Source organism: Methylobacillus sp. MM3, from assembly GCF_001645185.1.
Lineage (GTDB): Bacteria > Pseudomonadota > Gammaproteobacteria > Burkholderiales > Methylophilaceae > MM2.
Genome location: NZ_LXTQ01000001.1, coordinates 61,592 through 87,153 on the forward strand (window position 1 = coordinate 61,592; position 25,562 = coordinate 87,153).

The following is a 25,562-nucleotide window of genomic DNA, read 5'->3' on the forward strand; positions in this document are numbered from 1 at the left end:
AGCTTCGTTGGATAGAGTTCGGCCATGACTTCGAACTCCGTTTTTCCAATACGTCTCAAGCTGAGCTTGCTGATATCTATATTTTGCTTGTCGATGCCATTGTCTGCAGGTGCCGAGGAAGGGGAACTGGAGCGCTTGCAGATCGATACCGCACTCACGCTCGGCGGCGTCTTGCTTACGGCCTTTGAGCGCAACCCCCAGCAGCCGCTGTTGCAGGCGGGTAGCGTGGATGCTGAGGCGCGCGCCCGGCATGCGCTTGCGGCCTTGCCGGGCGCACCTGCTATCAACATGCGCCATCAGAACGATGTGATCGGCAGTGGCCGCAATCTGCGCGAATGGGAGGCCGGGCTGGAGCTTCCTGTGTGGCTGCCCGGGCAACGTGCGGCACGCGAAGCCGTGGCAAGAGAGGCGCAGGGCGGGTTGGATGCAGGCCGTACCAGCCTGCTGCTGGAAACTGCAGGGCAATTGCGCGATGCCCTGTGGGATGTCGCGATGAACGTCAACGCCGTCGATCTTGCCGCCGCGCGTGTAAAAAGCGCGCAGGCGCTGGAGCATGACGTGTTGCGCCGCCATCAGGCCGGTGAGCTCGCCAAAACCGATGTGATGCTGGCGCAGAGTGAAACCCTGCAAGCGCAAACGGCGCATTTGCGCGCCCAGGCGGAACTCAAGCATGCGGAGCATCGCTACTGGATGCTGACCGGGCTCAAGCACACGCCAGTCTTCGTCGAAGAGCCGCTTGCCGGAGAAACGCGGCCCGACGACAGCCATCCATTGTTGGCTGTCTCGGCGCGTCAGATTGCGTTGGCTCAGGAAGAACGCAATCTTACCCGCGTGGAAAAGCGCGAAAACCCCCAACTTCTGCTCAACGCCCGCCATGAGCGCGGCGCTTTCGACACCGAATACGACAGCAGCATCGGCGTGGCGGTGCGCATTCCGCTGTCGGCTGAGGTGCGCTCTGCGCCCATGCTGGCAAAGGCCGAAATGGGGCTGGCGCAGGCGATGAGCAACCATGAACAGCGCCGACTGGCATTGCTCACCGCGATGCATGAAGCCGAACATAATCTGGAAGTCACCCGGTCGGAACTCGTCATTGTTGAAGAGCAGCATCGCCTGGCGCAGGAAAGCCTGCGTCTGGCACGCAAGGCCTTCGAACTGGGCGAGACCGACCTGGTGCATCTGATGCGCGTCCAGGCGCAGGCTTATGAAGCCGAGCGAGCGCTAGGCAATCGCCAGATACAGCTCAAATGGGATATCGCCCGTTTTAATCAGGCCGCAGGAGTCTTGCCTTGAACAACATTAAAAAACTTTTATCCGCTTTGCTGCTCGCGGGTGCAACCATGGCGCCGGCATTGGCCGCCGAGGTGATTCCGATGACGCCAGCCCAGCAGCGGGCGATGGGGGTCGCCGTGGCGCCGCTTGGCGTTTCCTCCGGCCTGGCCAGCCATCGCTTGCCGGGCGAAATCGTCGTGCCGGTCGGACAGGAACGCGTGGTCAGTACATCACAGCCGGGATTGATCGATGCGCTATATGTGGCGCCTGGGCAGTTCGTCAACAAAGGCCAGGCGCTGGCGCATATCAGCAGCCCTGAACTGATCGGATTGCAGCGGGATTATTTGCAGGCGCTGACGCAAAGCCGCCTCGCCAGGAATACGGCAGATCGGGATGCCGAACTTTACAAGGACGGCATCATTGCCGAACGCCGGTATCTGGCGGCGAAAAGCAACCAGGAAGAACTCGCGGTTCAGCTTTTGCATCGCAGGCAGACACTGAAGCTGGCAGGCATGGGCGAGAGCGCCATCGCGCGGCTGGAAAGTCGCCAGGAATTCAGCAGCGGGCTGACGATCAGTGCGCCGATTGCCGGTGAAATTCTGGAATCCATGGTGACCGCCGGTCAGCGCGTTGACCCCGCCATGCCTTTGCTCAGGATCGGCCATCTCAATCCATTGTGGCTGGAAATTCATGCCCCCATCGAAACGCTTTCGTCGGTAACCAAGGGGATGTCGGTACGCATTCCCAAATACGAGGCCGAAGGCAGGATCATCGCCGTTATCCGCAACATCAATAAGAATGACCAGACCATGCATATCCGTGCAGAAATCACGCGCAATTCCGAACGGCTGTCGCCCGGGCAATTCGTTGAGGCCGAACTGATCGGGCGAGAGGGCAAGGGGGCTCAATTTACCGTGCCGCGCAATGCGGTGGTACGCAATGGCGCGGAGAGCTTTGTCTTTGTCCAGACCGCCAGGGGCTTTATCCCGCAGAAAGTTTCCGTGCTTTCCGAGCAGGCCGACAAACTTATCGTCGCAGGCGCTTTGCAAAGGTCGGAAAGCGTGGCCGTGAGCGGTACGGTCGCGATCAAGGCCGCCTGGGTCGGTTCTGGAGGCGAGTAATTCCATGCTTTCGAGATTGATTCAATTCGCGCTGACGCAGCGCCTGCTGGTGCTCGTGCTGACGGCGTTGCTGATCGGCGCCGGAGGCTATGCCTTCAAGAAACTGCCCATCGACGCCTTTCCCGACGTTTCGTCCACGCAGGTCAAGATCATCGTCAAAGCGCCCGGCATGACACCGGAAGAAGTCGAGGCGCGCATCACGGCACCGATTGAAGTCGAAATGCTGGGGTTGCCGCACCAAACGATGTTGCGCTCGGTCGCCAAATACGGCCTGACCGATATCACCGTGGATTTCGAGGATGGCACCGACATCTACTGGGCACGCCAGCAGGTTGCGGAGCGATTGACCGGCATCTGGGAAAGCCTGCCGTCGGATGTGAGCGGCGGAATTGCGCCCATGACCACGCCGCTGGGCGAAATGTTCATGTTTACGGTGGAAGGCGACAAGCTCTCGCTGGAGGAGCGCCGCAGCCTGCTTGACTGGGTGATACGTCCGCAGCTGCGCACGGTGCCAGGCGTGGCGGACGTCAATGCGCTGGGCGGGCTCGTGCGTACTTTTGAAGTGGTGCCGGACAACGCACGCATGTATGCGCGTGGCGTGACCCTGGACGCGTTGGAGCAGGCGCTTCGGCTGAATAATCACAACGACGGCGCAGGGCGGCTCGGGGACGGCGAGGAGTCGCTGCTGGTACGCGTCGAAGGGCGCTTTCAGACACTGGATGATGTGCGCGGCAGTGTGATCAAGAGCGAGCAAGGCATGCCGGTGCGCGTCAACGATGTTGCGCAAGTCCGCTTTGGCGCATTGACGCGTTATGGAGCGGTGACTCGCGACGGCAAGGGCGAAACTGTTGAAGGCCTGGTGCTGGGTCTGCGCGGCGCGAATGCCCAGGAGGTAGTAAACGGCGTGCGCGCCCGCCTTGCGGAAATCCAGCCGTCCTTGCCCAAGGGTGTCACTGTCCAGGTGTTCTACGACCGCGGCAGTCTCGTTGAACGCGCTGTCGGCACCGTGAGCAAGGCGCTGATCGAGGCGATCGTGCTGGTGGTGATTCTGCTGGTACTCTTCCTCGGCAACCTGCGGGCCGCGCTTACCGTCGCGCTGGCGCTGCCGTTGGCGGCGCTGGTGACTTTCATCCTGATGGGGCGCTTCAACATGTCGGCCAACCTGATGAGCCTGGGCGGCTTGTCCATCGCCATCGGCATGCTGGTCGATGCGGCGGTGGTCGTGGTGGAGAACATCGTGTCGCATCTCGCACACGGTGAAAAATCCAGGCTGCCGCGTCTGCATCTTGTTTACCGCGCGGTAAAAGAGGTCAGTGTTCCGGTCACGTCCGGCATCCTCATCATCATTACCGTGTTTCTGCCGCTCCTTACTTTGCAGGGGCTGGAAGGCAAGTTGTTCGGCCCGGTGGCGCTGACTATCGTGTTCGCGCTGTCCGCCTCGCTGCTGTTGTCGCTGACAGTCATCCCGGTGCTGGCTTCTTTCCTGCTTGGAAAGGTGAATCACGAAGAGCCCTGGCTGGTCCGCAAGGCGCTCAAACTTTATGCGCCGGCGCTTAATTGGTCGCTCAAGCGCACGGGGCTCGTCGTGGCGATGGCGGTGGCGGCCCTGGTGGCAACCGCGTTCGTTTATCTTCAAATCGGCAAGACATTCATGCCGGTAATGGACGAAGGCGACATCATCATGCAGCTAGAAAAGCTGCCTTCCATCAATCTCGAAAAGAGCGCGGAGCTCGATCTTGCCGCGCAGCGGGCCGTGCTGGCCGGCGTGCCGGAGGTGAAGGGCGTGGTGGCGCGCGCAGGCTCGGACGAACTCGGTCTTGACCCGATGGGGCTCAACCAGACCGACAGCTTTCTGGTGCTGAAGCCGCGCGAGGAATGGCGCTCCCCGGACAAGGGGCAAATCATCGACGAAATCCGCAAGGTGCTGGACGACATGCCCGGCATGGCTTACGCATTCACCCAGCCGATTGAAATGCGCGTGAACGAGATGATCCTTGGCGTGCGCGGCGATCTGGCAGTCAAGATTTTTGGCAGCGACCTGCACCAGCTCGACGCGATGGCGCAGCAGGTGGTGACTGTGCTGAAATCCATCCCGGGCGCCGAAGATGTCTATACGCCCCAGAACAGCGGCGTGCAATATCTGCGCGTCGATATCGACCGCCTGGCGGCAGGGCGCATGGGATTCGATATCACGCAGGTTGAGTCGGCACTGCGCACCCATCTTGAAGGCAAGCAGGTCGGCGTTGTGCAGGAGGGCCAGCGACGCACGCCCGTGCTGCTGCGCGGTTCGGAAACGCTGCGCACATCGTCAGCCGATTTCGCCAGCATTATGCTGACGTTGCCCAATGGCACCAATGTTCCGCTTTCCGCTGTGGCAAAGCTCGAACGGGTCGAGGGGCCGGTCAAGGTGGATCGCGAAAAGGGCGCGCGCATGGTGGTTGTGGTGTCCAACGTGCGCGGCCGCGATCTCGTAAGCTTCGTCGATGAGGCGCGCAGCAAGGTACAGCAGGAGCTCAGGATGCCGGAAGGCTACAGCATCCAGTGGGGCGGGCAATTCGAAAATCAGCAGCGCTCCGCGGCGCGCCTGGCAGTGGTGGTGCCGATTGCGCTCGGCTTGATTTTCCTGCTGCTGTTTGCGACTTTCCGCTCGGTACGACAATCGGTGTTGATCCTTTCCAATATTCCGTTCGCCATGGTCGGCGGGGTATTCGCGCTGTGGCTATCGGGCGAATACCTCTCGGTGCCGGCGTCGGTCGGATTCATTGCGCTGCTCGGTATTGCGGTGCTCAACGGCGTGGTCATGGTGTCTTATTTCAATCAGTTGGCAGCACAGGGCATGGCGATGGCGGAGATCGTCGTCGAAGGCGCAAAGCGGCGTTTGCGCCCGGTGCTGATGACCGCCAGCATTGCGGCGTTCGGCCTGGTTCCGCTGCTGTTCGCTAGCGGGCCGGGGTCGGAGATTCAGCGTCCGCTCGCCATTGTGGTGATTGGCGGCCTAGTGTCGTCTACGCTGCTGACGCTGATTCTGCTGCCCATTTTGTATCGCCGGTTCGGCGCGGAAAGATAAGGTGCGTATGGAATGCCTGTTGACGATCTTCGCGCCGCCGGCGCTGGAAGAAGCGTTGGTGGACTGGCTGCTCGAAGAAGAGCGCATCCACGGCTTCAGCACCGCGGAAATATTCGGGCATGGCGAGCGCGAATCAGGCATGACCTTGCTTGAGCAGGTTGCCGGCCGGCAGCGGCGCGTGCAATTCCTGGTGCAGACAGATGCAGCGATGGCCGCTGACATGATCCGGCACTTACGCGAGCATTATGCCGGCGCCGGACTGCATTATCTCCTGACGCCGGTGATCGAAGGCGGACGAATATGAGCCGTTACAGAATCAATTGATAAGCAAGCCCGGCCATGCCGCAGGCGGCGATCACGGGAATTACGCCGGTCTTGAAACGGAACAGCGCGGTCAACGCGAGCAGGCCGATGACTGCCGACATCCATTCGAACTGGCCTTCCAGCCCTTGCGGCCACAGTACGTGATAGCCGAAGAATACTGCCAGGTTGAAGATGACGCCGACCACAGCCGCGGTGATCGCGGTGAGCGGCGCGGTGAACTTGAGATCGCCATGCGTGGTTTCCACCAGCGGGCCGCCGAGCAGGATGAACACGAAAGAGGGCAGGAACGTGAAAAAGGTCGCGACCGTTGCAGCCACGAAGCCCGCCAGCAGCAGCGAATCCGTTCCGAACAGCGCATGCGTCCAGCCGCCGACGAAGCCGACGAATGCCACCACCATGATTAGCGGTCCCGGCGTGGTTTCGCCCAGCGCCAGCCCATCTATCATCTGCGGCGCGGTGAGCCAGTGGTAGTGCTCGACGGCACCCTGATACACATAGGGCAGCACCGCGTAAGCACCGCCAAAGGTCAGCAGCGCTGCCTTGGTGAAGAACCAGCCCATCTGCGTCAGCGTGGATTGCCAGCCTGCTGTAACGAGCAACAGCCCCATGGCGATGAGCCATAGCGCCAGTCCGATAGCGAGTATCTTGAGCACGCGGATTCGGGAAAAACGTGCATGCGCAGGCGTCGGTGTATCGTCATCGATCAAGGCCGGGCCGTAATGTTTTTCGGTCTTGCCGTGCCCGCCGCTCGCGGAAAACTTTTCCGGCGCAAGCTTGCCGCCCATGACGCCGATGATGGCGGCCGCCAGAATGATCAACGGAAATGGCAGCTTGAGCACCGCGATAGCGAGAAAAGCCGCTACGGAAATCGACCCGAGCAGGCTATTCTTTAGGGTACGCGTCCCGATGCGCCAGGCTGCGAACACCACCAGTGCAGTTACCGCCGGCTTGATGCCATAAAGTATGCCGGCAACTGCGGGAATGTGGCCGTAGACAAGATAAAGCCAGGTAAGGAGGGCAAGAATGAAAAGGCTGGGCAGCACGAATAGCGTGCCGGCAACGATGCCGCCCCAGGTACGATGCATCAGCCAGCCGATGTATATCGCGAGCTGCTGCGCCTCCGGTCCCGGCAGCAGCATGCAGTAGTTGAGCGCATGCAGGAAACGCCGCTCGGAAATCCAGCGCTTCTGCTCGACGAGTTCCTGATGCATGATTGCGATCTGCCCGGCCGGGCCGCCGAAGCTGATAAAGCCGAGTTTCAGCCAGTAGCGGAAGGCGGCGGCGAAAGTGACGGGCTGCGGGGCGGCCGTGTGCATATTTGTCTTGATCGGAGTCTGTAATGATTCGGAATCATACGCAGTTTTTGCGCTTTTTAATGCCAAAAACGGTTACGCATGCCGCGTCGCGATGCGTGAGCCGATATTGTCGATAGGAAGCCGACAAAATGGCCGTTGTAATTGGCGCTAGCCAATAACTCCGTGCCGGGCTAGCGCCCAGGCCACGTGCTCGCGTATGAGCGGAGAGGGATGGTCGGCGCGTTTCTGCAGGGCGGCTATCACCTCTGGTGTGGTCGGCGCATTGCCCAGCCCTACGGCGATGTTGCGCAGCCATTGCTCATGGCCGATGCGGTAAATCGCGCTGCCGGCCATTTTCGTGCGGAAATCCTCTTCTTCCCAGCCGAACAGTTCAACCAGCGTCACGTCGTCCAGCCCATGGCGGACCTGAAAATCGGCTTCGCCCGTCAATTGTGCGAAGCGGTTCCACGGGCATACTAGCTGACAGTCGTCACAGCCGTAGACGCGGTTACCGATCAGCGGACGCAGCTCTTCGGGAATGCTCTCCTTGAGTTCGATGGTCAGGTAGGAAATGCAGCGCCGCGCATCGACGGAATAGGGCGCAACGATGGCCTTGGTCGGGCAAATGTCGATACAGGCCTGGCAGGTACCGCAATGGTTCTTGCCAGGCGTATCGACGGGCAACGGCAGATCGGTATAGATTTCGCCGAGGAAGAACCATGACCCCGCCTCGCGCGAAAGCAGCAACGTATGCTTGCCGCGCCAGCCCAGCCCGGCTTTTTCGGCGAGTTGGACCTCAAGCACGGGCGCGCTGTCGGTGAAAGCGCGATAACCGAATTCGCCGATCTCACTGGCGATGTGATCGCATAACTGCTGGAGCCGTGTGCGCAATACCTTGTGATAGTCGCGTCCAAGGGCGTAGCGGGAGATGAATGCCTGATCGGCATTCTCCATGACTTCCCAGCTATCCCGCGCTTCAGGTGGCCGATAGTCCATGCGCACCGAGATCACGCGCACCGTGCCCGGTACCAGTTCGCCTGGTCGCGTGCGTTTGCTGCCGTGTTTTGCCATATAATCCATGGCGCCATGAAACCCCTGTTCCAACCACTCCCGGTAGCGCGGCTCAGCCGTACTCAAGTCGGTATCGGTAATGCCGATATGTTGGAAACCGAGTGCTTTGCCCCAAGCCTTGATGTCGGCGGCAAGCTGTTGCGGATCGTATGAAAGATGTCCCTGCATAATCCTGATCATATAACACTAAACCTGTCCGACGAAGCCGCTACGATGGCGCTGGGCGCACGGCTGGCTGAGGCTCTGCATGGCGGGCTGGCAATCTGGCTGCAGGGCAACCTGGGCGCCGGAAAAACCACGCTGGTGCGTGGTCTGCTGCGGGGGCTGGGGTACGAGGGCAAGGTGAAAAGCCCTACCTATACACTGGTTGAACCTTATGTAATTTCTGGATTATACTTGTATCACTTTGATTTATACAGATTTGTGGATCCGGAGGAATGGGAAGCCGCAGGCTTCCGCGATTACTTCAATGCACAATCCGTATGCTTGATCGAATGGCCGGAAAAGGCTGGCGATTTACTGCCTCCCGCTGATATGGAAATTGCTCTGGAACCAAGCGGGGCGGGACGCACGGCGACACTGACAGCCAGAACGGAGCTGGGGGAAAAATGCTTGAACGCCCTATGAAATTGCTGGCTTTTGTATGGCTGCTCGGTCTCGGCATAGTTGCCGAAGCTGCGGGTATTTCCGTTACCGCGGCTCGCGTCTGGCCTGCCGCCGATTACACCCGTATTACCCTCGAATCCTCGCAACCCATCTCCCACAAGATCATGACACTGAAGGACCCGGACCGGCTGGTGCTGGATCTGGAAAACGTGGAGCTAGGCGCGGCCCTCAAGGCCGTCTCGGACAAGATTCTTTCCAGCGATCCCTACATCAGGCAGGTCCGCGTCGCCAATTTCAAACCGGGGGTCGTGCGTCTGGTTGTCGATCTCAAGTCCGAAGTCAAGCCTTCGCTGTTCTCCCTGCCGCCTGCCGGCGAATACAAGCATCGCTTGGTGCTGGATGTTTATCCGCCGCAGGATCCCTTGATGGCGATGCTGCAGGATCGCGAAAACCCTGTTGAAGCGGCATCTCCCTCTACGGAGCCGGGCGGTTACGTGCCGCCGGAAAAAGCCGTCGAAGTCGCAATAGCAGAAATCCCCACGATATCCCAGCCGCCGGAACAGGCGCTGCCTAAATCCATGGGCGATAAAACACCCGCCGCGGGTGAAGTGGTGCGCCTGATTACCGTGGCCATCGATGCCGGCCACGGCGGCGAAGACCCGGGTGCGCGCGGCGCCAACGGCACGCATGAGAAAGACGTCACGCTTGCCATCGCCAAAAAACTGAAAGCGATGATAGATGCCGAACCCAACATGCGCGGCGTGCTAACTCGCGACGGCGATTACTTTATCCCGCTGCATGGCCGCGTCATCAAGGCGCGCAAGCTTCAGGCCGATCTTTTCGTTTCCATCCATGCCGATGCTTTCGTCAAGCCTGAGGCGCGCGGTTCTTCGGTATTCGCGCTCTCCGAACGAGGGGCCACCAGCGCCATGGCAAGGTATCTCGCCAAAAAGGAAAACGAATCCGACCTCATCGGTGGCGTCCGTCTGGACGTGAAGGATCCCTATCTTGCCAAGACCCTGCTGGATCTGTCGCAGACCGCGACGATCAACGACAGCCTGAAACTCGCCAAGGCTGTGCTCGGCCATCTGGGTGAAATCAATACGCTGCACAAGCCTGCCGTGGAGCAGGCCGGATTTGCCGTGCTTAAATCCCCGGATATTCCCTCCATCCTTGTCGAAACGGCCTTCATCAGCAATCCCGAAGAAGAGCGCCGTCTCAACGACGAGGCCTATCAAACCAAAATGGCTGATGCCGTGCTTTCCGGCATCAAGCGCTATTTTGCTGCAAACCCGCCGCTGGCGAAGTCGCGGATGGCGATGCAGTAAGCATTTTGGTCGTTGCATCTTGCCGTCATCGGCTGGGCAATAAAAAGCAATCTTTATGATTGCTTTTTTGCCGATTGAATACTTGGCAAACGAATGTGATCATGTAATCCTTGGTTCTCTATTCAATATCCTGTTTTTCTTCAAGGGATTGATGGAAATTCGCCATCTCCCGCTTCTTGGCAAGTGGTCACAGGTGCAGCCATCGCTTGTGTTAACGCACTTGCCGCGAGGGTGAAATGGACACTTCATGTGTTCCGCCTTACGAAGGGGTAAGCTCAAATGCCTGAGTCTCATGCCCTGCAGCAGAACCACCTTCTTGCAGCACTTCCTGCGGAGGATTACCAGCGCCTGTGTTCCCATCTCAAACTAGTACCGATGCCCCTCGGCGAAGTCCTGTATGAGCCTGCCATGCGATTGCAGTACGCATATTTCCCAACGACATGCATTATTTCGCTGCTTTATGTGATGGAAAATGGCGCATCGGCTGAAATCGCCGTTGTCGGCAATGAAGGAATACTGGGTATTTCGCTGTTCATGGGCGGCGATACCACATCAAATCGTGCGGTAGTGCAGAGTGCGGGCTATGCCTGGCGTTTGCCAGGGGCCGTGCTGCAGCAGGAATTCAACCGGAATGGTCTGCTGCTTCGCCTGCTGCTTCGTTATACCCAGGCGCTGATTACCCAGATGGCACAGACGGCGGTATGCAATCGCCATCATTCCGTGGATCAGCAACTCTGCCGCTGGTTATTGATGAGCCTCGACCGGCTTCCCGGAAATGAATTGATCATGACGCAGGAATTGATCGCCAATATGTTGGGCGTGCGTCGCGAGGGCGTGACGGAAGCCGCGGGAAATCTGCATAAGGCTGGATTGATCAATTACAGCCGAGGCCACATCACCGTGCTGGACCGGCCAGGCCTGGAACAGAGGACCTGCGAGTGCTATCAGGTGGTCAAGATGGAGTTTGATCGACTGCTTCCGGCTATTCCTCATTCCACTTTCACGGCCGGTTAGTCAGATACGCCAGAACACACTGGAAACCGCATCTCACTCATATCCAAACTTCCAGCGTCGGGGATTTTTCATTGTATGTGCGCTGGGACACAGACTGTCCTGATATGCACACGGAGAATATGGACGATGCTGAACCGAATTCTCGTGATCACGGACGACTCCACCGACGCAAGCATCCTTAAAGGAATTCTCGGCGCGGCAAAAGGGGAGCTGTTCGAAATCAAGTGGGTTCGGCGTCTTTCTACCGGTCTTAAATGTCTGCGCGCGGGTGGCATCGATACCATCGTCGTGGATTTGATGTTGCCGGATAGTCAGGGAATTTCAACTTTCGATCAATTATTCGCCGCTGCGCGCGATATCCCCATCCTGACGCTGAATACAGGGTACAAGGGGAAGGCGCTGGCGGCAGAAGCCATGCGGCGTGGCGCGCAAGGTTCATTGACGAAAGGATATTTCGTCAGCAATCTTGTGCCGCAAGTATTGCGGAACATCATCCAGCGCAAGGCGATTGAAGAATCGTTATTCAAGGAGAGGGCAAGGGCCGAAATAGCGCTCAACTCGATAGGCGATGCCGTGATTTGTACCGATACTTTCGGCAATGTCGACTATCTGAACATCGCGGCAGAAAACATGACCGGATGGTCGAGGGCGGAGGCTAACGGACTCCCGATTGGCAGAGTGTTCCAGATCATCAATGGCGCTACGCGCGAGCAAGAGCAAAACCCGGTCGATCTGGTGCTTAAACACGACAAACCCAAGGCGCTTGATGCGGGTATGGTGCTGATTCGACGGGATGGCATCGAAGTCGTCATCGAAGATGCCGTTTCTCCTATTCACGATTGGAACGGGAAGCTGACCGGTGCGGTGATTGTGTTTCACGATGCCACCCAGGCCGTCTCGATGAGCAAGAAATTAGCCCATCTGGCGCATCACGACTTTTTGACCGATTTGCCGAATCGCCTCTTGCTGAATGACCGCATCACGCAGGCGATTACATTGGCGCAGCGCGGCGGTACGCAACTTGCCGTGTTGTTCCTCGATCTGGACAAGTTCAAGCACATCAATGACTCGCTGGGCCACGAGGCCGGCGACAAGCTATTACAATCGGTGACCCGGCGCCTGAGCGCTTGTGTACGGAACTCCGATACTGTCAGTCGACAAGGCGGCGACGAATTCGTCATATTGCTGACAGGCGGCAAATATGGCGAGGAGGCTGCGTTGACTGCCGACAAGATACTCGCCGAATTGGCTTTGCCGCATCATGTGGACAAGCACGAATTGCATATCACCGCCAGCATCGGTATCAGTGTTTATCCCGAGGACGGACAGAATGCGGAAACGCTGATCAAGAATGCGGATACGGCGATGTATCACGCCAAGGAAAAAGGGCGCAACAACTTCCAGTTCTTTAGCAGCGAGATGAATACGCGTGCCGTCGCGCGGCAAATCATCGAAGCCCATTTGCGGTTTGCACTGGAAAAGGGAGAGTTTCTCCTGCATTACCAGCCCAAGGTCAACCTGGATACTGCCATGATTACCGGCGCCGAAGCCTTGTTGCGCTGGAAGCACTCGGAGTGGGGCATGATCCCTCCCGAAAAATTCGTGTCGATTGCGGAGGATTGCGGCTTGATCGTGCCGATTGGCCGTTGGGTTTTGCGTGAGGCCTGCACGCAAGCCAAGCAGTGGCTGGACGCAGGATTGATGTCCGGATCCATTGCCGTCAATATTTCCGCGCTGGAATTCCGGAAAGCCAATTTTGTCGAGGGAGTACGCGACATCCTGAGCGACACCGGATTGGGGGCGGACTCCTTGCAACTGGAAATCACTGAAAGCGTCTTGATGCGCGATGCCGAATCCAGTACCTCGATACTTCAGGATCTCAAGAAAATAGGCGTAAGGTTGGCGGTGGACGATTTTGGAACCGGCTATTCCAGCCTGGGTTATCTGCAACGATTTCCGATCGATGCCCTGAAGATAGATCGGTCATTCGTGCATGACATTGGTTCGGCTGCCCACGACGGACTTATCGTCGGCGCAGTGATAGGCATGGGGAACAACCTTCATCTGCAGGTGGTGGCGGAGGGTGTGGAAAACCAAGAGCAACTGGCATTTCTGCGAGGGGCGCATTGTGACGAGGGGCAGGGTTATGTTTTCAGCCGCCCGCTTGTCGCATCGCAGTTTGCCAAGCTGCTGGCAGCCGATGCGCCCGAAAGACTTTTGCAATCGACCGCAAGATCGACGATCGGGAACTCTTCCTTAAGTGCCTGATACCCCGCAAGCACAGCATCGAAATCGAATATGGTGTATATCCAGCACCGAAGCAATCGAAGGAGGTGGCAGCATGAAGCAGAAGTGGGTCGGGATGGAAAGGCGCAAATCGCTTCGAAGGAATGCAGAAGCGCTGGTTGCTGATATCGCTCCGGAAGAAGCAGCGGCCAAGCCGGCCGAATTGCTTATGCATGAACTCCTGGTGCACAAAGTGCAGCTGGAACTGCAGGGCGAGGAGTTGCGGCAGGCCCGTATTGCCGCTATGGCCTTTGAGTCAAGGCAGGGCATGATGGTCACCGATGCAAATGGCATGATCCTGCGAATAAATCAGGAACTCAGTACTACCACCGGTTACGCCGCTGAAGAGGTGGTCGGCCGTAGTTCTCGACTGTTTCAATCAGGGCGTCATGATGCGAATTTTTTTGCCGAGATGTGGGCGAGTATCAGCCGCTCTGGAAGCTGGGAAGGTGAAATCTGGAACAAGCGCAAGAATGGCGAAGTCCACTCGGAACATCTCACTATCAGTGCGGTGAAAGACACGGACGGCATCGTCAATAATTATGTCGCTATCTACATGCGTCACCCCGCGATCCCGGTCTAGCTGATTTACGTGTGTTGGCGTACAGAAGGAAAAATACTTCTGCGATATTTTGCCTCTTCATTAGCGTAGCAATCCTCCCTTGAACACAGCAGGAGAGTGTACGGAACACCCCATGCAATCCGGTTCGGACTCGAACTATTTGTTGGCCTCGCTCCCCAATGCAGCGCGCCTGCATCTGCTGGCGAATTGCGACTTGGTGGAGCTTACAATCGCCGATGTACTCAGCCACCCCGGCGACCGCATGAAATATGTATATTTCCCCACTGGCGGTGTCATTTCGCTGGTGAAGCCCCTGGATGGCGAGAGCAATCTGGAAATCGGGCTGGTGGGCAATGAAGGCATGCTGGGGGTGACGCTTGTATTGGGCGTCGATGTCGCGCAATTTCGCGCCCAAGTGCAAAAGGCCGGCTCGGCATTGCGCATGGCGGTGCCATCGTTTATCGGCGAACTGGAGCAAAGTCCGGCCCTGAAGCGGGAAGTGAAACGCTATCTCTATGTATCGTTCAGCCAGCTCGTGCAATCATCGGCATGTAATCGTTTTCATTTGATAGAAGAACGCCTCGCCCGCCTGCTTTTGATGCTGCGGGATAGGGCGCATTCGGACAGTTTTCATGTCACTCATGAACTGCTCGCCCAGATGCTCGGTGTTCGGCGTGTCGGCGTCACCAAGGCGGCCGGCTCCCTGCACAGGAAAAAGCTGATCAGCTACAGCAGGGGGGATATCAGAATTGATGACATTCAGGGGCTGGAACAGGCTTCTTGCCCATGTTACCGCGCTGACAAGGAAACCTACGACCGCATCCTTCAGTGCCCGGCGTGAGTAACGGACGTTATCTGCCGAAAAGCCTGAGCACGATCTGCCATATGAACCAGCCTCGACGTAATTTTTCAGTGAGGCGGCCCGGTCGCAAGACAGTGAAGGCGAAGACAATCACTCCTATCCAGAACGGATGGCTCTTGAGATACCGCACGGTGGATACACCCTTGTCGGCCAGCATCAAAGGCTTGCGGAAGGATTCGTAGTTTTGTCCCAGCGTCGTCCGTTGCGCCGCAGCCTGCGCAATCAACCGTTCGCGTCGTTCAGCCAGCCGGGTCAGTCTGGCGTTCATGGTCGGCGATCAAGCTGCTGCCGGTCCTTGAGTAATTCCAGCAGGCTAGTTTCAAACAGTCGGGGCATGGTTTTCGCCTTGTGCAGCGAAAACCAGAATATCACTGCGCCGCCGACGAGAAAGAGTCCGGTCAGCGTGCACAGCACCCACAGGCGATGCGTGTCCCAGAACGCGACCACGAGCAATATGATTGCCAGCAATATGCCGACTGCCAGGCAGAAAAGGGCGGTCAGGGACCACAGCAGCAGCGACAATAAATGCGCCCGATATTCCTCGATATCTGTCGATAACAGATCGAGTCGGTTATGGGCGATGGCAACCAGCGTCGTTGCGAGTACTGCTACGGAATGGAACAGACCCTTGCCCGTGCCGCGAGGATTCTCGGCCATGGAAATGCGATTAGCGGCGGCCGACCATCCAGCCGACGATAAATCCGGCTGCGGCGGCGACCCCTACGGCTTCCCATGGATTGTCGTGTACATAAACGTCGGTGGCCTTGGCCGCCTCCCTGGTTTTTGCCAGCAATGCCGCTTGCGCTTCTGCTATCCGCACTTTCGCTCGTCTGAGTGACTCTTCCGTTTTGGCGCGTACTTCAGCCAGCTTGTCTCCGCCCTGACCGGCAGTCGCTTTCAGCAATTCTTCCGCATCCTCGACCACGACTTTGAAATCGGCCATCAATTGTTCTTTTGTGAAATCGTTGGGTGAGTTTTCCATGTTGCTCTCCGGTGTTGAGTCTGATGTGTTCATGGTGAGTTCCTATCATTTCATTACACGGTGATTAACTAAAAAACGGGTATCTATCTGCGGGATGGAAGTTTTCCTACTTGCGTACAAAAAGCAAGGCGGCTCCCGCCACGATTGCCCCTACGCCTGCCCAGACAGGGATGTTGACGGTCTCCTTGTCCTTCACAGACAACTCTATCGGGCCCAGCTTTGCATCATGCGTCTCCTTGGTGTAGGTGAAACTTCCGTACACCAAACCAAGTGCTCCGAGCACGATCAGTGCAATTCCCAACATTTTGAGTGCGCTCATCGCATTTTTTCCAATCTAGAGAGAATTCATATTTGCAATCTCTAACTTCGGATAAACCCTCAGTGCCTCGAGCAAACAAAAGGATATAGCTACAAGCGGCGACCTTGAATGACGCGAAGCACTATCGCTATAAGGGCGATGATCAGAAGCAGGTGTATGAATCCTCCCATGGTGTACGAGGAAACCAGCCCCAGCACCCACAGGAGGAGTAATACGACAATAATGGTTTCAAGCATGTTCTGGACTCCTGATAAGAGTCTGTTCAGTAGCGGCTTGCAAAGCACTACTCTAGTAAAGACCACATTTCCGCAGATTTAATTCCCCGGTTTGACTCGCATGTCATTCTTGACGGATGTCACGCCCTTTACGCCGCGTGCGACTTCGACCGCTGTGCGAATATCGTCCTTCGAACTGACGAAGCCGCTCAGCTGCACCACACCGTTGTAGGTTTCAACATTAATTTCAGAAGACTTCAGCGTGGGTTCATCGAATATCGCCTTTTTCACCTTTGCCGTGACAACGCTGTCATCCATGTACTCACCTGCGCTTCGCCTTTCGGAGGTCGATTCGCAACCCAGCGTGGATACCAACGTGAAGGCCAGGAAAATGGCTGAAATGTATTTAAGATATTTCATGGCGTATGCTCCAATTCAATTCCAATGGCAACGAGGTGATGCCGGGCTGCAATCGCTGAGGCCTTCGCTGCAGAGGCCGTGCATTAAAAGCCATCTTCCGCTTCATTTCAGAAATGTTCTGTGTGCTAGCGTACAAAAGCAGGCTTTTTTCGTGTATTCCCTGCAACTACAAAGAGAAATTCGACCCGTATACTGATACTCGGAAGGTGTGTACGCTATCGTACAGACGTTCCGGATATTGCCGCCCTAGTCTGGCTTGCCGGCTAGTCGTGAAAGGACTGATGATGACTAACAGAATCGAGCATGCGGGTATCGCAAAACCGGCAGTTGCTCTTTGCCTGATGTTGCTCGCGGGCTGCAGCTCGATTCCCATCATGGTGCCGGATATGGCGATGCAGCCGTCGCGCCCGGTGCGACTCGAAGGCGAGCAAGGCCCACTGACTGCCGAGCAGAGCAAGGCGATACTCGCCAGACTCGAAAAGCATGGCGATGAAACCAATATTTTCGACAAGCATCTGGCGCTGGAATCGGAAATAGTCGGCAGCCCGCTGGTAACGGGCAACAAAGTAGAGTTGCTGATTGATGGCCCAGCCACATACGACGCAATGTTCGCCGCCATCGAGGGCGCACACGACCATATCAACATGGAAACCTACATCATCGAGGACGATGAAATCGGACAACGTTTTTCTGCGCTTTTGATCGCCAAGCAACAGAGCGGAGTACAGGTCAACCTGATATATGACAGCGTGGGGTCGCTTGCTACGCCCGAGACATTCTTTGCCCCCATGAGGGAGAGCGGGATAAACGTGCTGGAATTCAACCCCGTCAATCCCCTCATGACACGCAAGGGGTGGCAGGTTAATCGACGCGATCACCGCAAACTGCTCATCGTGGATGGACAGGTCGCTTTTGTCGGCGGCATCAATATCAGTAGCGTCTACTCCAGCGGGTCGTTCGGCGGGTCCAAAAATTCCGATGGCACCCAGCCTTGGCGCGATACCCATCTGCGGCTAGCGGGGCCGGTGGTCGGCGAATTCCAGAAACTGTTCATGGAGGCCTGGAACAATCAGGTCGGCGCTCCCCTGGCAACCCTGGATTATTTTCCTGACACCGGCAGCCCGGGCAAGGAAATCGTGCGCGCCATCGGCAGCTCGCCCGAAGAGACATATAGCCAGATATATGTCACCTTGCTCTCCGCCATCAACAGCGCCGAAACCCAGATTTTTCTGACCAATGCCTATTTCGTCCCCGATCCGCAGTTACTTGCCGCACTGAAAGAAGCCGTGCAGCGCGGCGTGGACGTGCGGCTGCTATTGCCCGGAAAAACGGATTCGGCGCTGGTGTTTTATGCTTCGCGCTCCTACTACGATGAAATGCTGAGCGCCGGCGTAAAAATCTATGAGCGGCAAGATGCGTTGCTGCATGCCAAAACTGCCCTCATCGACGGCGTCTGGTCTACCATCGGCTCCACCAACCTCGACTGGCGTAGTTTTACCAACAACCACGAAGTCAACGCTGTGTTGCTCGGGCAGGAATTCGGCGCGCAAATGCAGGCCATGTTCGAGAAAGATATCGCATCTTCCAGGCTGATTACGCTGGAAGCATGGCGAAAACGCTCGCTTGCCGCCCGCATCATGGAACAGGCTGCGCGGGTGTGGTCGCGATGGTTGTAATTTTATCGTCCTTGGGTCGCTGACTGTTTCCGGCTCATTTGTTGCGCAGCATTGAATTGCCGTGCCCAGTCATCCAGTTAGCGATCCAATCCCCAGATGTCCCACAGCGTTATCCACAGAAAATGTGGAGTAGGGAAGCAGATTATCTTTTTCTCGACTACTTAGCTGTAGCGATGGGTAGATAGCCTTTTCCTCACTTTTAGTTTTTGGTGAATCGCTCCGCATGTACATATCAATTTGATTTTATTTCGATTGAAAACCTATCAGTTCAGATAGGTTTCATGCCTCAGACGCCTCCATAGAATCGCACCTATAAGATGTAAATAAATGGTAAGTGAAAAAGCTCACGCAGTATTGGAGTGAGTGTAATAAGCAGCCTTGTAGTGTTTTCACGCTTGCAACGGCAAATAAAATAAAAAGCCTTCAATAATAATCACGAATAATTGGGTGAAGAATGCCGTATTCGGAGGGGTGGTTCTGGAGTGGGGAAAGTTGTACGGGCCAAGTGTGGTCAGGTGCAACATTGTTTATTTTCGGGCTGCGTGACACATGCGGCAACGCGCCGCTTCTTGCAACGGGCTGCTTTAAGAAATTCCGAATGCATTCCAGCATTGGGCTTCGAAATGAATCGTAAAATCGAAGCCAATGCACTCCTTTGGGTATTGGGCAGTCTCTGTAGGCAGCACAGAATCCCATTCGATCCAACTTTGTTATTGCAGCAAATTCCGCCGTCATCGCCTCCTCAATACACTGTGGAGGAATTATTGGCTGTGGCGGATAAGCTAGGCCTGCAAGCCAACGAAGGGAGCATTTCTGCCCTTAGCGGTGCCCCCGATGAAGTTTTTCCATGTTTGATTTTTCTACGGGTACCTGAAAATCCAGCAACTTCTGATTCCTCTGAAATTCCTCCTGTATCGTCGAACGAGAGCGGGGATGCCACGAACCCTCAGGAGCAAGTGCAGCCCGCGCTGATTATCCGCTCTCAATCAACTTTTGCTTATTTCACGCCGCAAAGCGATAAGCCGCAGTCCATCGATCTCAATGAATCTTTAAACTTCTTACCATCTGCGTATGGTTTTTTCGCAAAGCCGGAAGCGCTCAAGGATGAAGATGTAAAGTCGAGCGCACCCAAAAAGGAATTCGGGTTCTCCTGGTTTATCCCCGAATTGCGCAAGCATCGAAAGATCTGGTACGAAATCCTGCTCGCTTCGCTGACCATCCAGATCGTCGGTTTGGCAACGCCGCTTTTCACGCAGGTTATCATCGACAAGGTTATCGTTCACCAGACCAATAGCACTCTGATCGTGATCGGCGTTGCCCTCGTCATGTTCATGCTGTTCACTAGCGCCATGACCTGGCTGCGTCAGTATCTCGTGCTGCATACCGGCAATCGCATGGATGCCGTGCTCGGTACTCAAGTTTTCCGTCATCTGCTGCGCCTGCCCTTGCCTTATTTTGAGCATCGCTCTACCGGCACGCTGGTTGCCCGGCTGCATGGCGTGGAAACCATACGGGAATTCATTTCCGGCGCGGCCATCACGCTGCTTCTCGATTTCCCGTTCATGCTGATTTTCCTGGCGGTGATGTTCGCCTACTCGTGGCAACTGTCCTTGATCGCCGTAGGAATCCTGTTGCTGGTCGCGGGCCTCAGCGCGATTGTGACGCCGGTCATTCGGGAGCGTATCAATCAGCAGTTCATGCTCGGAGCTCGCAACCAGGCATTCCTGACCGAACATATCTCTGGCATGTCCACGGTTAAATCGTTACAAATGGAACCGGACATCGAGCGCAAGTACAGCGACCTGTTCGTGCAATACCTCGCGGCAGGCTTCAGCACCAAGCAGGTGGGCAACACCTACAACGTAATCGCCAACGGGTTGGAACAGGTGATGACGCTCTCCATCCTTATGGTCGGCGCATTGCTGGTCATGCAGAACGATGGTTTTACGGTCGGCATGCTGGTCGCTTTCCAGATGTTCGCCGGACGCATGAGCCAGCCCATGCTCCGGCTGGTCGGGCTATGGCAGGAATTCCAGCAAGCTAATATTGCCGTCAAGCGCTTGGGCGACATCCTTGACCTACCGCAGGAGCCGCACACCCTCACGCCCAACCGCGAGAACATCACCCAGGCCAGAATCGATATCGCAGGCATCGGCTTTCGCTATTCCGAAAATCATCCCTGGCTCTACCGCAATCTCAACATGACGCTCAAGCCCGGCCACCTCACCGTGCTCATGGGCCCTTCCGGTTGCGGCAAGAGTACCTTGGCCAAATTATTGCTAGGCTTTTACCTCCCGCAAGAAGGCCAAATCAAGCTGGACGGCAAGGATATCCGCTACCTGGCCGCCAACGAACTGCGTTTGATCTACGGCGTCGTGCCGCAGGAGACCGAGCTCTTCTCCGGCACGATCTACGACAACCTGCTGATGGCCAATCCCCGCGCTGGGTTCGAGGACATCATCACAGCCTGCAAAGCCGCCGAAATCCACGACGTCATCGAGCAGCTACCCAAAGGCTACCAAACCGAAATCGGCGAGCGTGGTACCGGACTATCCGGCGGGCAAAAGCAACGGCTCGCGATTTCTCGTGCACTGCTTAAGCGCCCAAAAATCCTCATTTTTGATGAAGCGGTATCGAACTTGGATCAGCAGACGGCTGAGCATTTCTCAAAGACAATTAATCGCTTAAAAGGAAAGGTGACTATGTTATTTATTACTCACCAGATACCGAAAGGGTTGCAAGTAGATGAAGTTTTTAGTTTCGGAAATAAACAGCCCACCAAAATGGAAGTAGTGGAGGACGGAATAAACTCCGCAAAGATGGATTAATTTGCAATTTAGATTGCTATAAAAGGATTATTCAGTCCCTAGATAAGCACACAGTGAACATTCTATTCAGAGAGAAAATTATGTTAGATGCTGCATTGTTATTTGTATTTATTTCGATTTGGGCATATGCAATTTTATTAATGGCTATATGTGATGAATTTATAGAAAAAGAGAAGAGATTTCCTAGAGTAGATGAAATATTTAAAAAAAGTAAATATAAAACCCCATTAGATTTAGTCGAAAAGCTAGCTCTCTTAGGTACTGTTTTATCCATTGTACTTTTTTTTACGGGAATTGCGCTCAACGAAAGTCTCTCCTTTTCATTTAACCCAAAAAGTAAGCTTTTGCTGATTCCTGTCGTTATTGCTTTTTATTTTAGTTATCTTTTCAAAAGGTTAAGCCAATTAAATGCCAATGATAATTTCTCTTCTAATTTATATGTAACCTTAATTACTGGTTATAAGTATGTGCCCTTACCAAAACGAATTCTTTTAATTGGGTTTGATGTAATTCTCTTGGCTTTAGTAGTGTTGATAATTTATAAATAAGGGGACGTTAAATGTCGGTAGGTCAATTAGCAGATGATGGTTTGAGCTGAGCCATGAGAATTATTGAAAGTTGATCGAAAGGGGGAGCAAATGGCACGTAAGCCAAGATTCAATATGCTAGGCAATCCGCAGCACGTTATCCAGCGTGGCAACAACCGCCAAGCGACCTTTTTTGCGGAAGCAGACTACCGTCTCTATCTCGACTGTCTGGCGGAAGCGGCACGGAAATACGACTGTGCCATCCATGCCTACGTCCTCATGACCAATCACGTCCACCTGCTGGTCACGCCCGGTCAAGTGGAAAGCATCGCGCGCCTCATGCAATCCGTCGGACGCCGCTATGTGCAATACATCAACTACAGCTACAAACGCAGCGGCACCTTGTGGGAAGGCCGCTACAAAGCCAGTCTCATTCAAAGCGAACAATACCTTCTCACCTGCATGCGCTATATCGAACTTAATCCGGTACGAGCAGGGATGATGGAGCGTCCGGAAGACTATCAATGGTCGAGCTATCGTGCTAACGCTCACGGGACAAAAGATGAACTGCTAACGCCGCACGCGGAATACGAAGCCCTTGGCACAACACCGGAACAACAGCGGGAAGCCTATCGCGAACTATTCAAGGCCCAACTAAATCCGGAAACACTCACCGAAGTGAGAACGGCCCTCAATGGCGAATTGGTGACGGGTACCGGACGCTTCCAGGCCGAAATTGAAACGATGCTCGGCCGACGGGTGCAGGCCGGGAGGCGTGGTCGACCGAGAAAACAGGTTGAAACCACGAATCTATCGCAGGAGAAAAACAAAGAGCAACGAACTTTTATGGAGGGGATTTAAATGACTCCGACCCCATTCACTCCTGCTTAAAGGAAAAGTCACCATGCTATTTATCACGCATCAGATTCCAAATGGTTTGCAGGTTGATGAGGTGTTATCACTGTCACAAAAAGCAAATCAAATTAGCGAATCGATGAGCTTCGAGAGTATTAATTAGGGGTTCGTTAATGAATAACAAACATAAATATATTGCTTGGTTAACTCTAGTCTACATACTCATTGTTTGGGTATTTAGTTGGACAGAAATATCAAGTCGGGATCTTCCTTTATTTACATTGTTGGGAAAAAGTATCGCAAGCATTTCTCAACTATCCGCCTCTGCAAGTAACACAAATAAAGCCCTTTTCGAACTTGTGTTGGCTTGGATGATGAGTTTTATCATTGCCTATTTCTTCTTCAAAAACGCTAATTGGGAAGTTATCAAGCAAAAGTCTTTTCAATCTGGAGGGCATATAAAGACAGCATTGAAATCATTTTCCTGTGCTGTTGTTTTGCTTCTAGTCGTTCTAATTCCTCATACCCCTTCACCCACTACAAGGTTCGGACGAGTATTGCTGACAATTTTGCAAAATGACCATGCATATATATGGGGAGTTGGAATCCTCTTTACTAGTCTTCTGGCTTGGATGGGAATCATTATTGGTTTTTATCTGCTGACAACTACCTTATCTACCCGCGGAGAATAAAAAATGAGCGAAGAAAATTCTGTTGGTTTGTTAAGTTTTACTTCCTTTATTGAAGGGGCCTCCTCTGCGGCTGGTCTTCTGTGACTAGAACCATAAATAGTCCCCGAAAAGGACGCATAACTATGTCCCATTCTGAGCAATTTAGGGTTAGAAATTTAATATTCATATAAGGGGTTGGAACCATATCCAGACCCTTTGTCATTAACGGATGCATATCCATGCATTTTGTATTTTAGAAAAATTCCGTTTAATTTCAAGCAAGAAGAAAATCTGGCAGGTGAGGTCATGAAGTGGCATGATGTTTTTAATATCAGGATCACTTGGGCACGAGCTTATAGTTACTGCAATGATCGAACGAGTAATATTTCTAAGTAGAATCGCAGCTGAAAATACGCCGGGCTGGTCTAATTGGGCGGTTATCAGTATCAATGACCCGTTCGCGGCTTTGGGTGACGCGCGTTTAATGCCTGGCTGGCATGCCATTCAGGAAATAAATGGGGTCGGAGTCGGTTTTTTTTAATAAGTTTCTAAGCCGGAGGATTATTGAAAGTTGATTGAGAGGGAATAAGGATGATTTTCCTTGGAAAATGGGCTGACCTCATCATCCGTAATGATGGTAATTGAGTTGAGTACCAACAATGCACCGGCTCATTTGCTATGCAGTACGCATTTGCCTTGATACGTCATCCAGTTACCGCTCCAATCCCCAGATGTCCCACAGCGTTATCCACAGAAAATGTGGAGAGAGTGCATTCGCGGGTTAACTGGATTAAAGTGACCTCAGGCATATTCCGGCGGGCACTCGACATGATGACAAAATCGTTTGGGATGGTTTTTCTTGGGTTGGCGTTGATTGCGCCTTTCTCGGGGCACACCGAAACCCTCAAGGATGCCCAAGACGCCATACAGGCCGGCGATTATCCCCGGGCGCTGGGGATCTATACCATGCTGGCTAACCAGGGCAACGCCAAGGCTGAATACAACCTCGGCCAGATGTATATCAATGGGGATGGCGTGCCGCAGGATGTGCCCGAGGCGGTCGGCTGGTATCGGCGCTCCGCCGAGCATGGATATAGCGAGGCACAGTACACGCTGGCGGCGCTGCATTTCCGCAGGATCAGCTCGTTGGCAAGCTACGAAGAAGCGATGGCCTGGTATCGACGCGCCGCCGAGCAGGGGCATGCCCGCTCTCAGCTCAACCTCGGCGATCTCTACTTCAAGGGCGAAATCGTCCCGCAGGATATCGATGCGGCATTGGGCTGGTACAGACAATCTGCCGAACAAGGCAATGGCGAAGCGCAGCATCAGCTCGGTGTCATTTACGCCAATGGCCAAGGGGTGACGAAGGATGCCGTCAAAGGTTACATGTGGCTGCTGCTGGCCGCCGAAAATGCAGAGCCCCGGCACCGGGTACGCATGGGCAAGATACTAAATTTTACTGCGGCAAGCATGTCGCCGGAACAGGTGGAAGAGGCGCGCCAGCTCGCCCGCCGCTGCATGGATAACAAATACAAGGGTTGTTAGCCGGGTCTGGCTGGGGTGTCGACAATCAGCCAAAACCAAAGTATGAAGCCTTGGTCGAACCTTTCTTCCGATGCGATTTCTGATCTGCGTCCGGCATCCGAGAGGCGTTCGAAGCGCTCATTAATTGATCGGGGTTTAACCACACGATAAATCTACAATGAGGCACACCATGGAAAACTATCAGCATCGCGTTTACGGTTTATATGCAAACCGTCAGGAGGCCGATCAGATACGTGCGCAACTTCTGCAACAAGGATTCAAACCCGAACAGTTGCAATTGGTCGACAAATCCCAATCCGACAAGGAAATCACTCCCGACTCCGACGAAGTCCGCAATGAAGTCGTGATCGACGGCGCCATCGGCACGGCTGCCGGCGCCGGCATCGGCGCACTGGGTGAGGTGGCGCTTGCCGCCGCCAACGTCAGTCTGTTCGTCGCCAGTCCGGTGCTGGGCACGCTGACCATGATAGGCTGGGGTGCCGCCGTCGGCGGCCTGGTCGGCGCTACCATAGGCGCCGGGGCGGAGGACACCAAACGCTTCTCCGGCATCGTGCAGGACGCCGTCAAAAGCGGCCATGCCGCGCTGATCGTCTATGCGATGAATGAGGAACAGACCACGCTGGCGCAAGCCATTATCGGGGATTCGCTGAAAAACAATCTCACCGGCGCCGAAGATTGATGCCGAATCCAGATGTTGGCAGTTCGAATGCCGATTTAGC

25 protein-coding genes are annotated in these 25,562 nt (G+C 55.0%); 17 read left to right on the forward strand and 8 right to left on the reverse strand.

The features are described 5' to 3' along the window. Positions 1-93: 93 nt before the first annotated feature. Genes A7976_RS00290 through A7976_RS00305 form a run of 4 tightly spaced genes read left to right on the forward strand, consistent with a single transcriptional unit; the run spans position 94 to position 5,761 of the window. Positions 94-1,290 (forward strand): TolC family protein, encoded by a 1,197-nt coding sequence (locus A7976_RS00290; protein WP_067105642.1) that lies wholly within the window; start codon positions 94-96, stop codon positions 1,288-1,290. Beyond that, positions 1,287-2,390: an efflux RND transporter periplasmic adaptor subunit gene (locus A7976_RS00295; RefSeq protein WP_240483750.1), complete on the forward strand. Its 1,104-nt coding sequence runs from the start codon at positions 1,287-1,289 to the stop codon at positions 2,388-2,390. The genes A7976_RS00290 and A7976_RS00295 overlap by 4 nt, the downstream gene beginning before the upstream one ends. A 4-nt stretch (positions 2,391-2,394) precedes the next feature. Continuing rightward, entirely contained in the window at positions 2,395-5,457 is a 3,063-nt protein-coding gene (locus A7976_RS00300; protein WP_067105644.1) for an efflux RND transporter permease subunit, read from the forward strand. A gap of 7 nt (positions 5,458-5,464) precedes the next feature. Beyond that, the gene (locus A7976_RS00305) at positions 5,465-5,761 is read left to right on the forward strand and encodes a DUF3240 family protein (RefSeq protein WP_067105646.1); all 297 of its coding nucleotides are present in this window, start codon (positions 5,465-5,467) and stop codon (positions 5,759-5,761) included. Positions 5,762-5,765: 4 nt separating this feature from the next. On the opposite strand, the gene chrA is transcribed toward A7976_RS00305, so the two are convergent. Further along, positions 5,766-7,097: a chromate efflux transporter gene (chrA, locus tag A7976_RS00310; protein ID WP_067105648.1), complete on the reverse strand. Its 1,332-nt coding sequence runs from the start codon at positions 7,095-7,097 to the stop codon at positions 5,766-5,768. A gap of 147 nt (positions 7,098-7,244) precedes the next feature. Further along, positions 7,245-8,315: a tRNA epoxyqueuosine(34) reductase QueG gene (queG, locus tag A7976_RS00315; protein WP_067105650.1), complete on the reverse strand. Its 1,071-nt coding sequence runs from the start codon at positions 8,313-8,315 to the stop codon at positions 7,245-7,247. Here queG and tsaE point away from each other — a divergent pair. The 6 genes from tsaE (at position 8,304) to A7976_RS00350 (ending at position 14,784) form a co-directional block, all read left to right on the forward strand. After that, positions 8,304-8,774 (forward strand): tRNA (adenosine(37)-N6)-threonylcarbamoyltransferase complex ATPase subunit type 1 TsaE, encoded by a 471-nt coding sequence (gene tsaE, locus A7976_RS00320; RefSeq protein WP_067107165.1) that lies wholly within the window; start codon positions 8,304-8,306, stop codon positions 8,772-8,774. The genes queG and tsaE overlap by 12 nt on opposite strands. After that, positions 8,756-10,081: an N-acetylmuramoyl-L-alanine amidase gene (locus A7976_RS00325; protein ID WP_067105652.1), complete on the forward strand. Its 1,326-nt coding sequence runs from the start codon at positions 8,756-8,758 to the stop codon at positions 10,079-10,081. Before tsaE ends, A7976_RS00325 begins: the two co-directional genes overlap by 19 nt. A 279-nt stretch (positions 10,082-10,360) precedes the next feature. After that, entirely contained in the window at positions 10,361-11,095 is a 735-nt protein-coding gene (locus A7976_RS00335; RefSeq protein ID WP_067105655.1) for a Crp/Fnr family transcriptional regulator, read from the forward strand. A 126-nt stretch (positions 11,096-11,221) separates the two neighbouring features. Next, the gene (locus A7976_RS00340) at positions 11,222-13,363 is read left to right on the forward strand and encodes a bifunctional diguanylate cyclase/phosphodiesterase (protein WP_067105657.1); all 2,142 of its coding nucleotides are present in this window, start codon (positions 11,222-11,224) and stop codon (positions 13,361-13,363) included. A 73-nt stretch (positions 13,364-13,436) separates the two neighbouring features. Beyond that, positions 13,437-13,964, forward strand: a complete 528-nt coding sequence (locus tag A7976_RS00345; protein WP_067105658.1) for a PAS domain-containing protein — start codon at positions 13,437-13,439, stop codon at positions 13,962-13,964. 112 nt (positions 13,965-14,076) lie between these two features. Then, a complete protein-coding gene (locus tag A7976_RS00350) occupies positions 14,077-14,784 on the forward strand; it encodes a Crp/Fnr family transcriptional regulator (RefSeq protein WP_067105660.1) in 708 nt (235 codons plus the stop codon). Between the two features lie 10 nt (positions 14,785-14,794). Here A7976_RS00350 and A7976_RS00355 read toward each other — a convergent pair whose 3' ends face one another. The 6 genes from A7976_RS00355 to A7976_RS00375 all read right to left on the reverse strand — a co-directional run bounded on the left by A7976_RS00355 (position 14,795) and on the right by A7976_RS00375 (position 16,741). After that, on the reverse strand, positions 14,795-15,073 hold the full coding sequence (locus A7976_RS00355; protein ID WP_067105662.1) for a YqjK-like family protein: 279 nt from the start codon (positions 15,071-15,073) through the stop codon (positions 14,795-14,797). After that, positions 15,070-15,462: a phage holin family protein gene (locus tag A7976_RS00360; RefSeq protein WP_067105664.1), complete on the reverse strand. Its 393-nt coding sequence runs from the start codon at positions 15,460-15,462 to the stop codon at positions 15,070-15,072. Before A7976_RS00360 ends, A7976_RS00355 begins: the two co-directional genes overlap by 4 nt. A gap of 10 nt (positions 15,463-15,472) precedes the next feature. Then, a complete protein-coding gene (locus A7976_RS00365; RefSeq protein ID WP_240483751.1) occupies positions 15,473-15,820 on the reverse strand; it encodes a YqjD family protein in 348 nt (115 codons plus the stop codon). Between the two features lie 73 nt (positions 15,821-15,893). After that, positions 15,894-16,091, reverse strand: a complete 198-nt coding sequence (locus A7976_RS00370) for a hypothetical protein (protein ID WP_371440590.1) — start codon at positions 16,089-16,091, stop codon at positions 15,894-15,896. Between the two features lie 104 nt (positions 16,092-16,195). Further along, positions 16,196-16,342 (reverse strand): lmo0937 family membrane protein, encoded by a 147-nt coding sequence (locus tag A7976_RS15000; RefSeq protein WP_106403879.1) that lies wholly within the window; start codon positions 16,340-16,342, stop codon positions 16,196-16,198. A 78-nt stretch (positions 16,343-16,420) separates the two neighbouring features. Then, the gene (locus A7976_RS00375) at positions 16,421-16,741 is read right to left on the reverse strand and encodes a BON domain-containing protein (protein ID WP_067105670.1); all 321 of its coding nucleotides are present in this window, start codon (positions 16,739-16,741) and stop codon (positions 16,421-16,423) included. Positions 16,742-17,022: 281 nt separating this feature from the next. Between A7976_RS00375 and cls the strand changes: the two genes are divergently transcribed. From cls to A7976_RS00410, 7 genes are all read left to right on the forward strand, one after another. Then, positions 17,023-18,417 (forward strand): cardiolipin synthase, encoded by a 1,395-nt coding sequence (gene cls, locus A7976_RS00380; RefSeq protein ID WP_067105672.1) that lies wholly within the window; start codon positions 17,023-17,025, stop codon positions 18,415-18,417. A gap of 623 nt (positions 18,418-19,040) precedes the next feature. Continuing rightward, positions 19,041-21,245 carry a peptidase domain-containing ABC transporter gene (locus A7976_RS00385; RefSeq protein ID WP_067107168.1) on the forward strand — a complete coding sequence of 735 codons (2,205 nt, stop codon included), beginning with the start codon at positions 19,041-19,043 and terminating at the stop codon, positions 21,243-21,245. 80 nt (positions 21,246-21,325) lie between these two features. Further along, positions 21,326-21,793, forward strand: a complete 468-nt coding sequence (locus A7976_RS00390; RefSeq protein ID WP_131800971.1) for a hypothetical protein — start codon at positions 21,326-21,328, stop codon at positions 21,791-21,793. 90 nt (positions 21,794-21,883) lie between these two features. Continuing rightward, a complete protein-coding gene (locus A7976_RS00395) occupies positions 21,884-22,633 on the forward strand; it encodes a transposase (protein WP_067105676.1) in 750 nt (249 codons plus the stop codon). 167 nt (positions 22,634-22,800) lie between these two features. Then, positions 22,801-23,319: a hypothetical protein gene (locus A7976_RS15030; RefSeq protein WP_131800972.1), complete on the forward strand. Its 519-nt coding sequence runs from the start codon at positions 22,801-22,803 to the stop codon at positions 23,317-23,319. A gap of 807 nt (positions 23,320-24,126) precedes the next feature. Next, positions 24,127-24,843 (forward strand): tetratricopeptide repeat protein, encoded by a 717-nt coding sequence (locus tag A7976_RS00405; protein WP_082877900.1) that lies wholly within the window; start codon positions 24,127-24,129, stop codon positions 24,841-24,843. Between the two features lie 169 nt (positions 24,844-25,012). After that, on the forward strand, positions 25,013-25,522 hold the full coding sequence (locus A7976_RS00410; protein ID WP_067105680.1) for a hypothetical protein: 510 nt from the start codon (positions 25,013-25,015) through the stop codon (positions 25,520-25,522). Positions 25,523-25,562 lie beyond the last annotated feature (40 nt).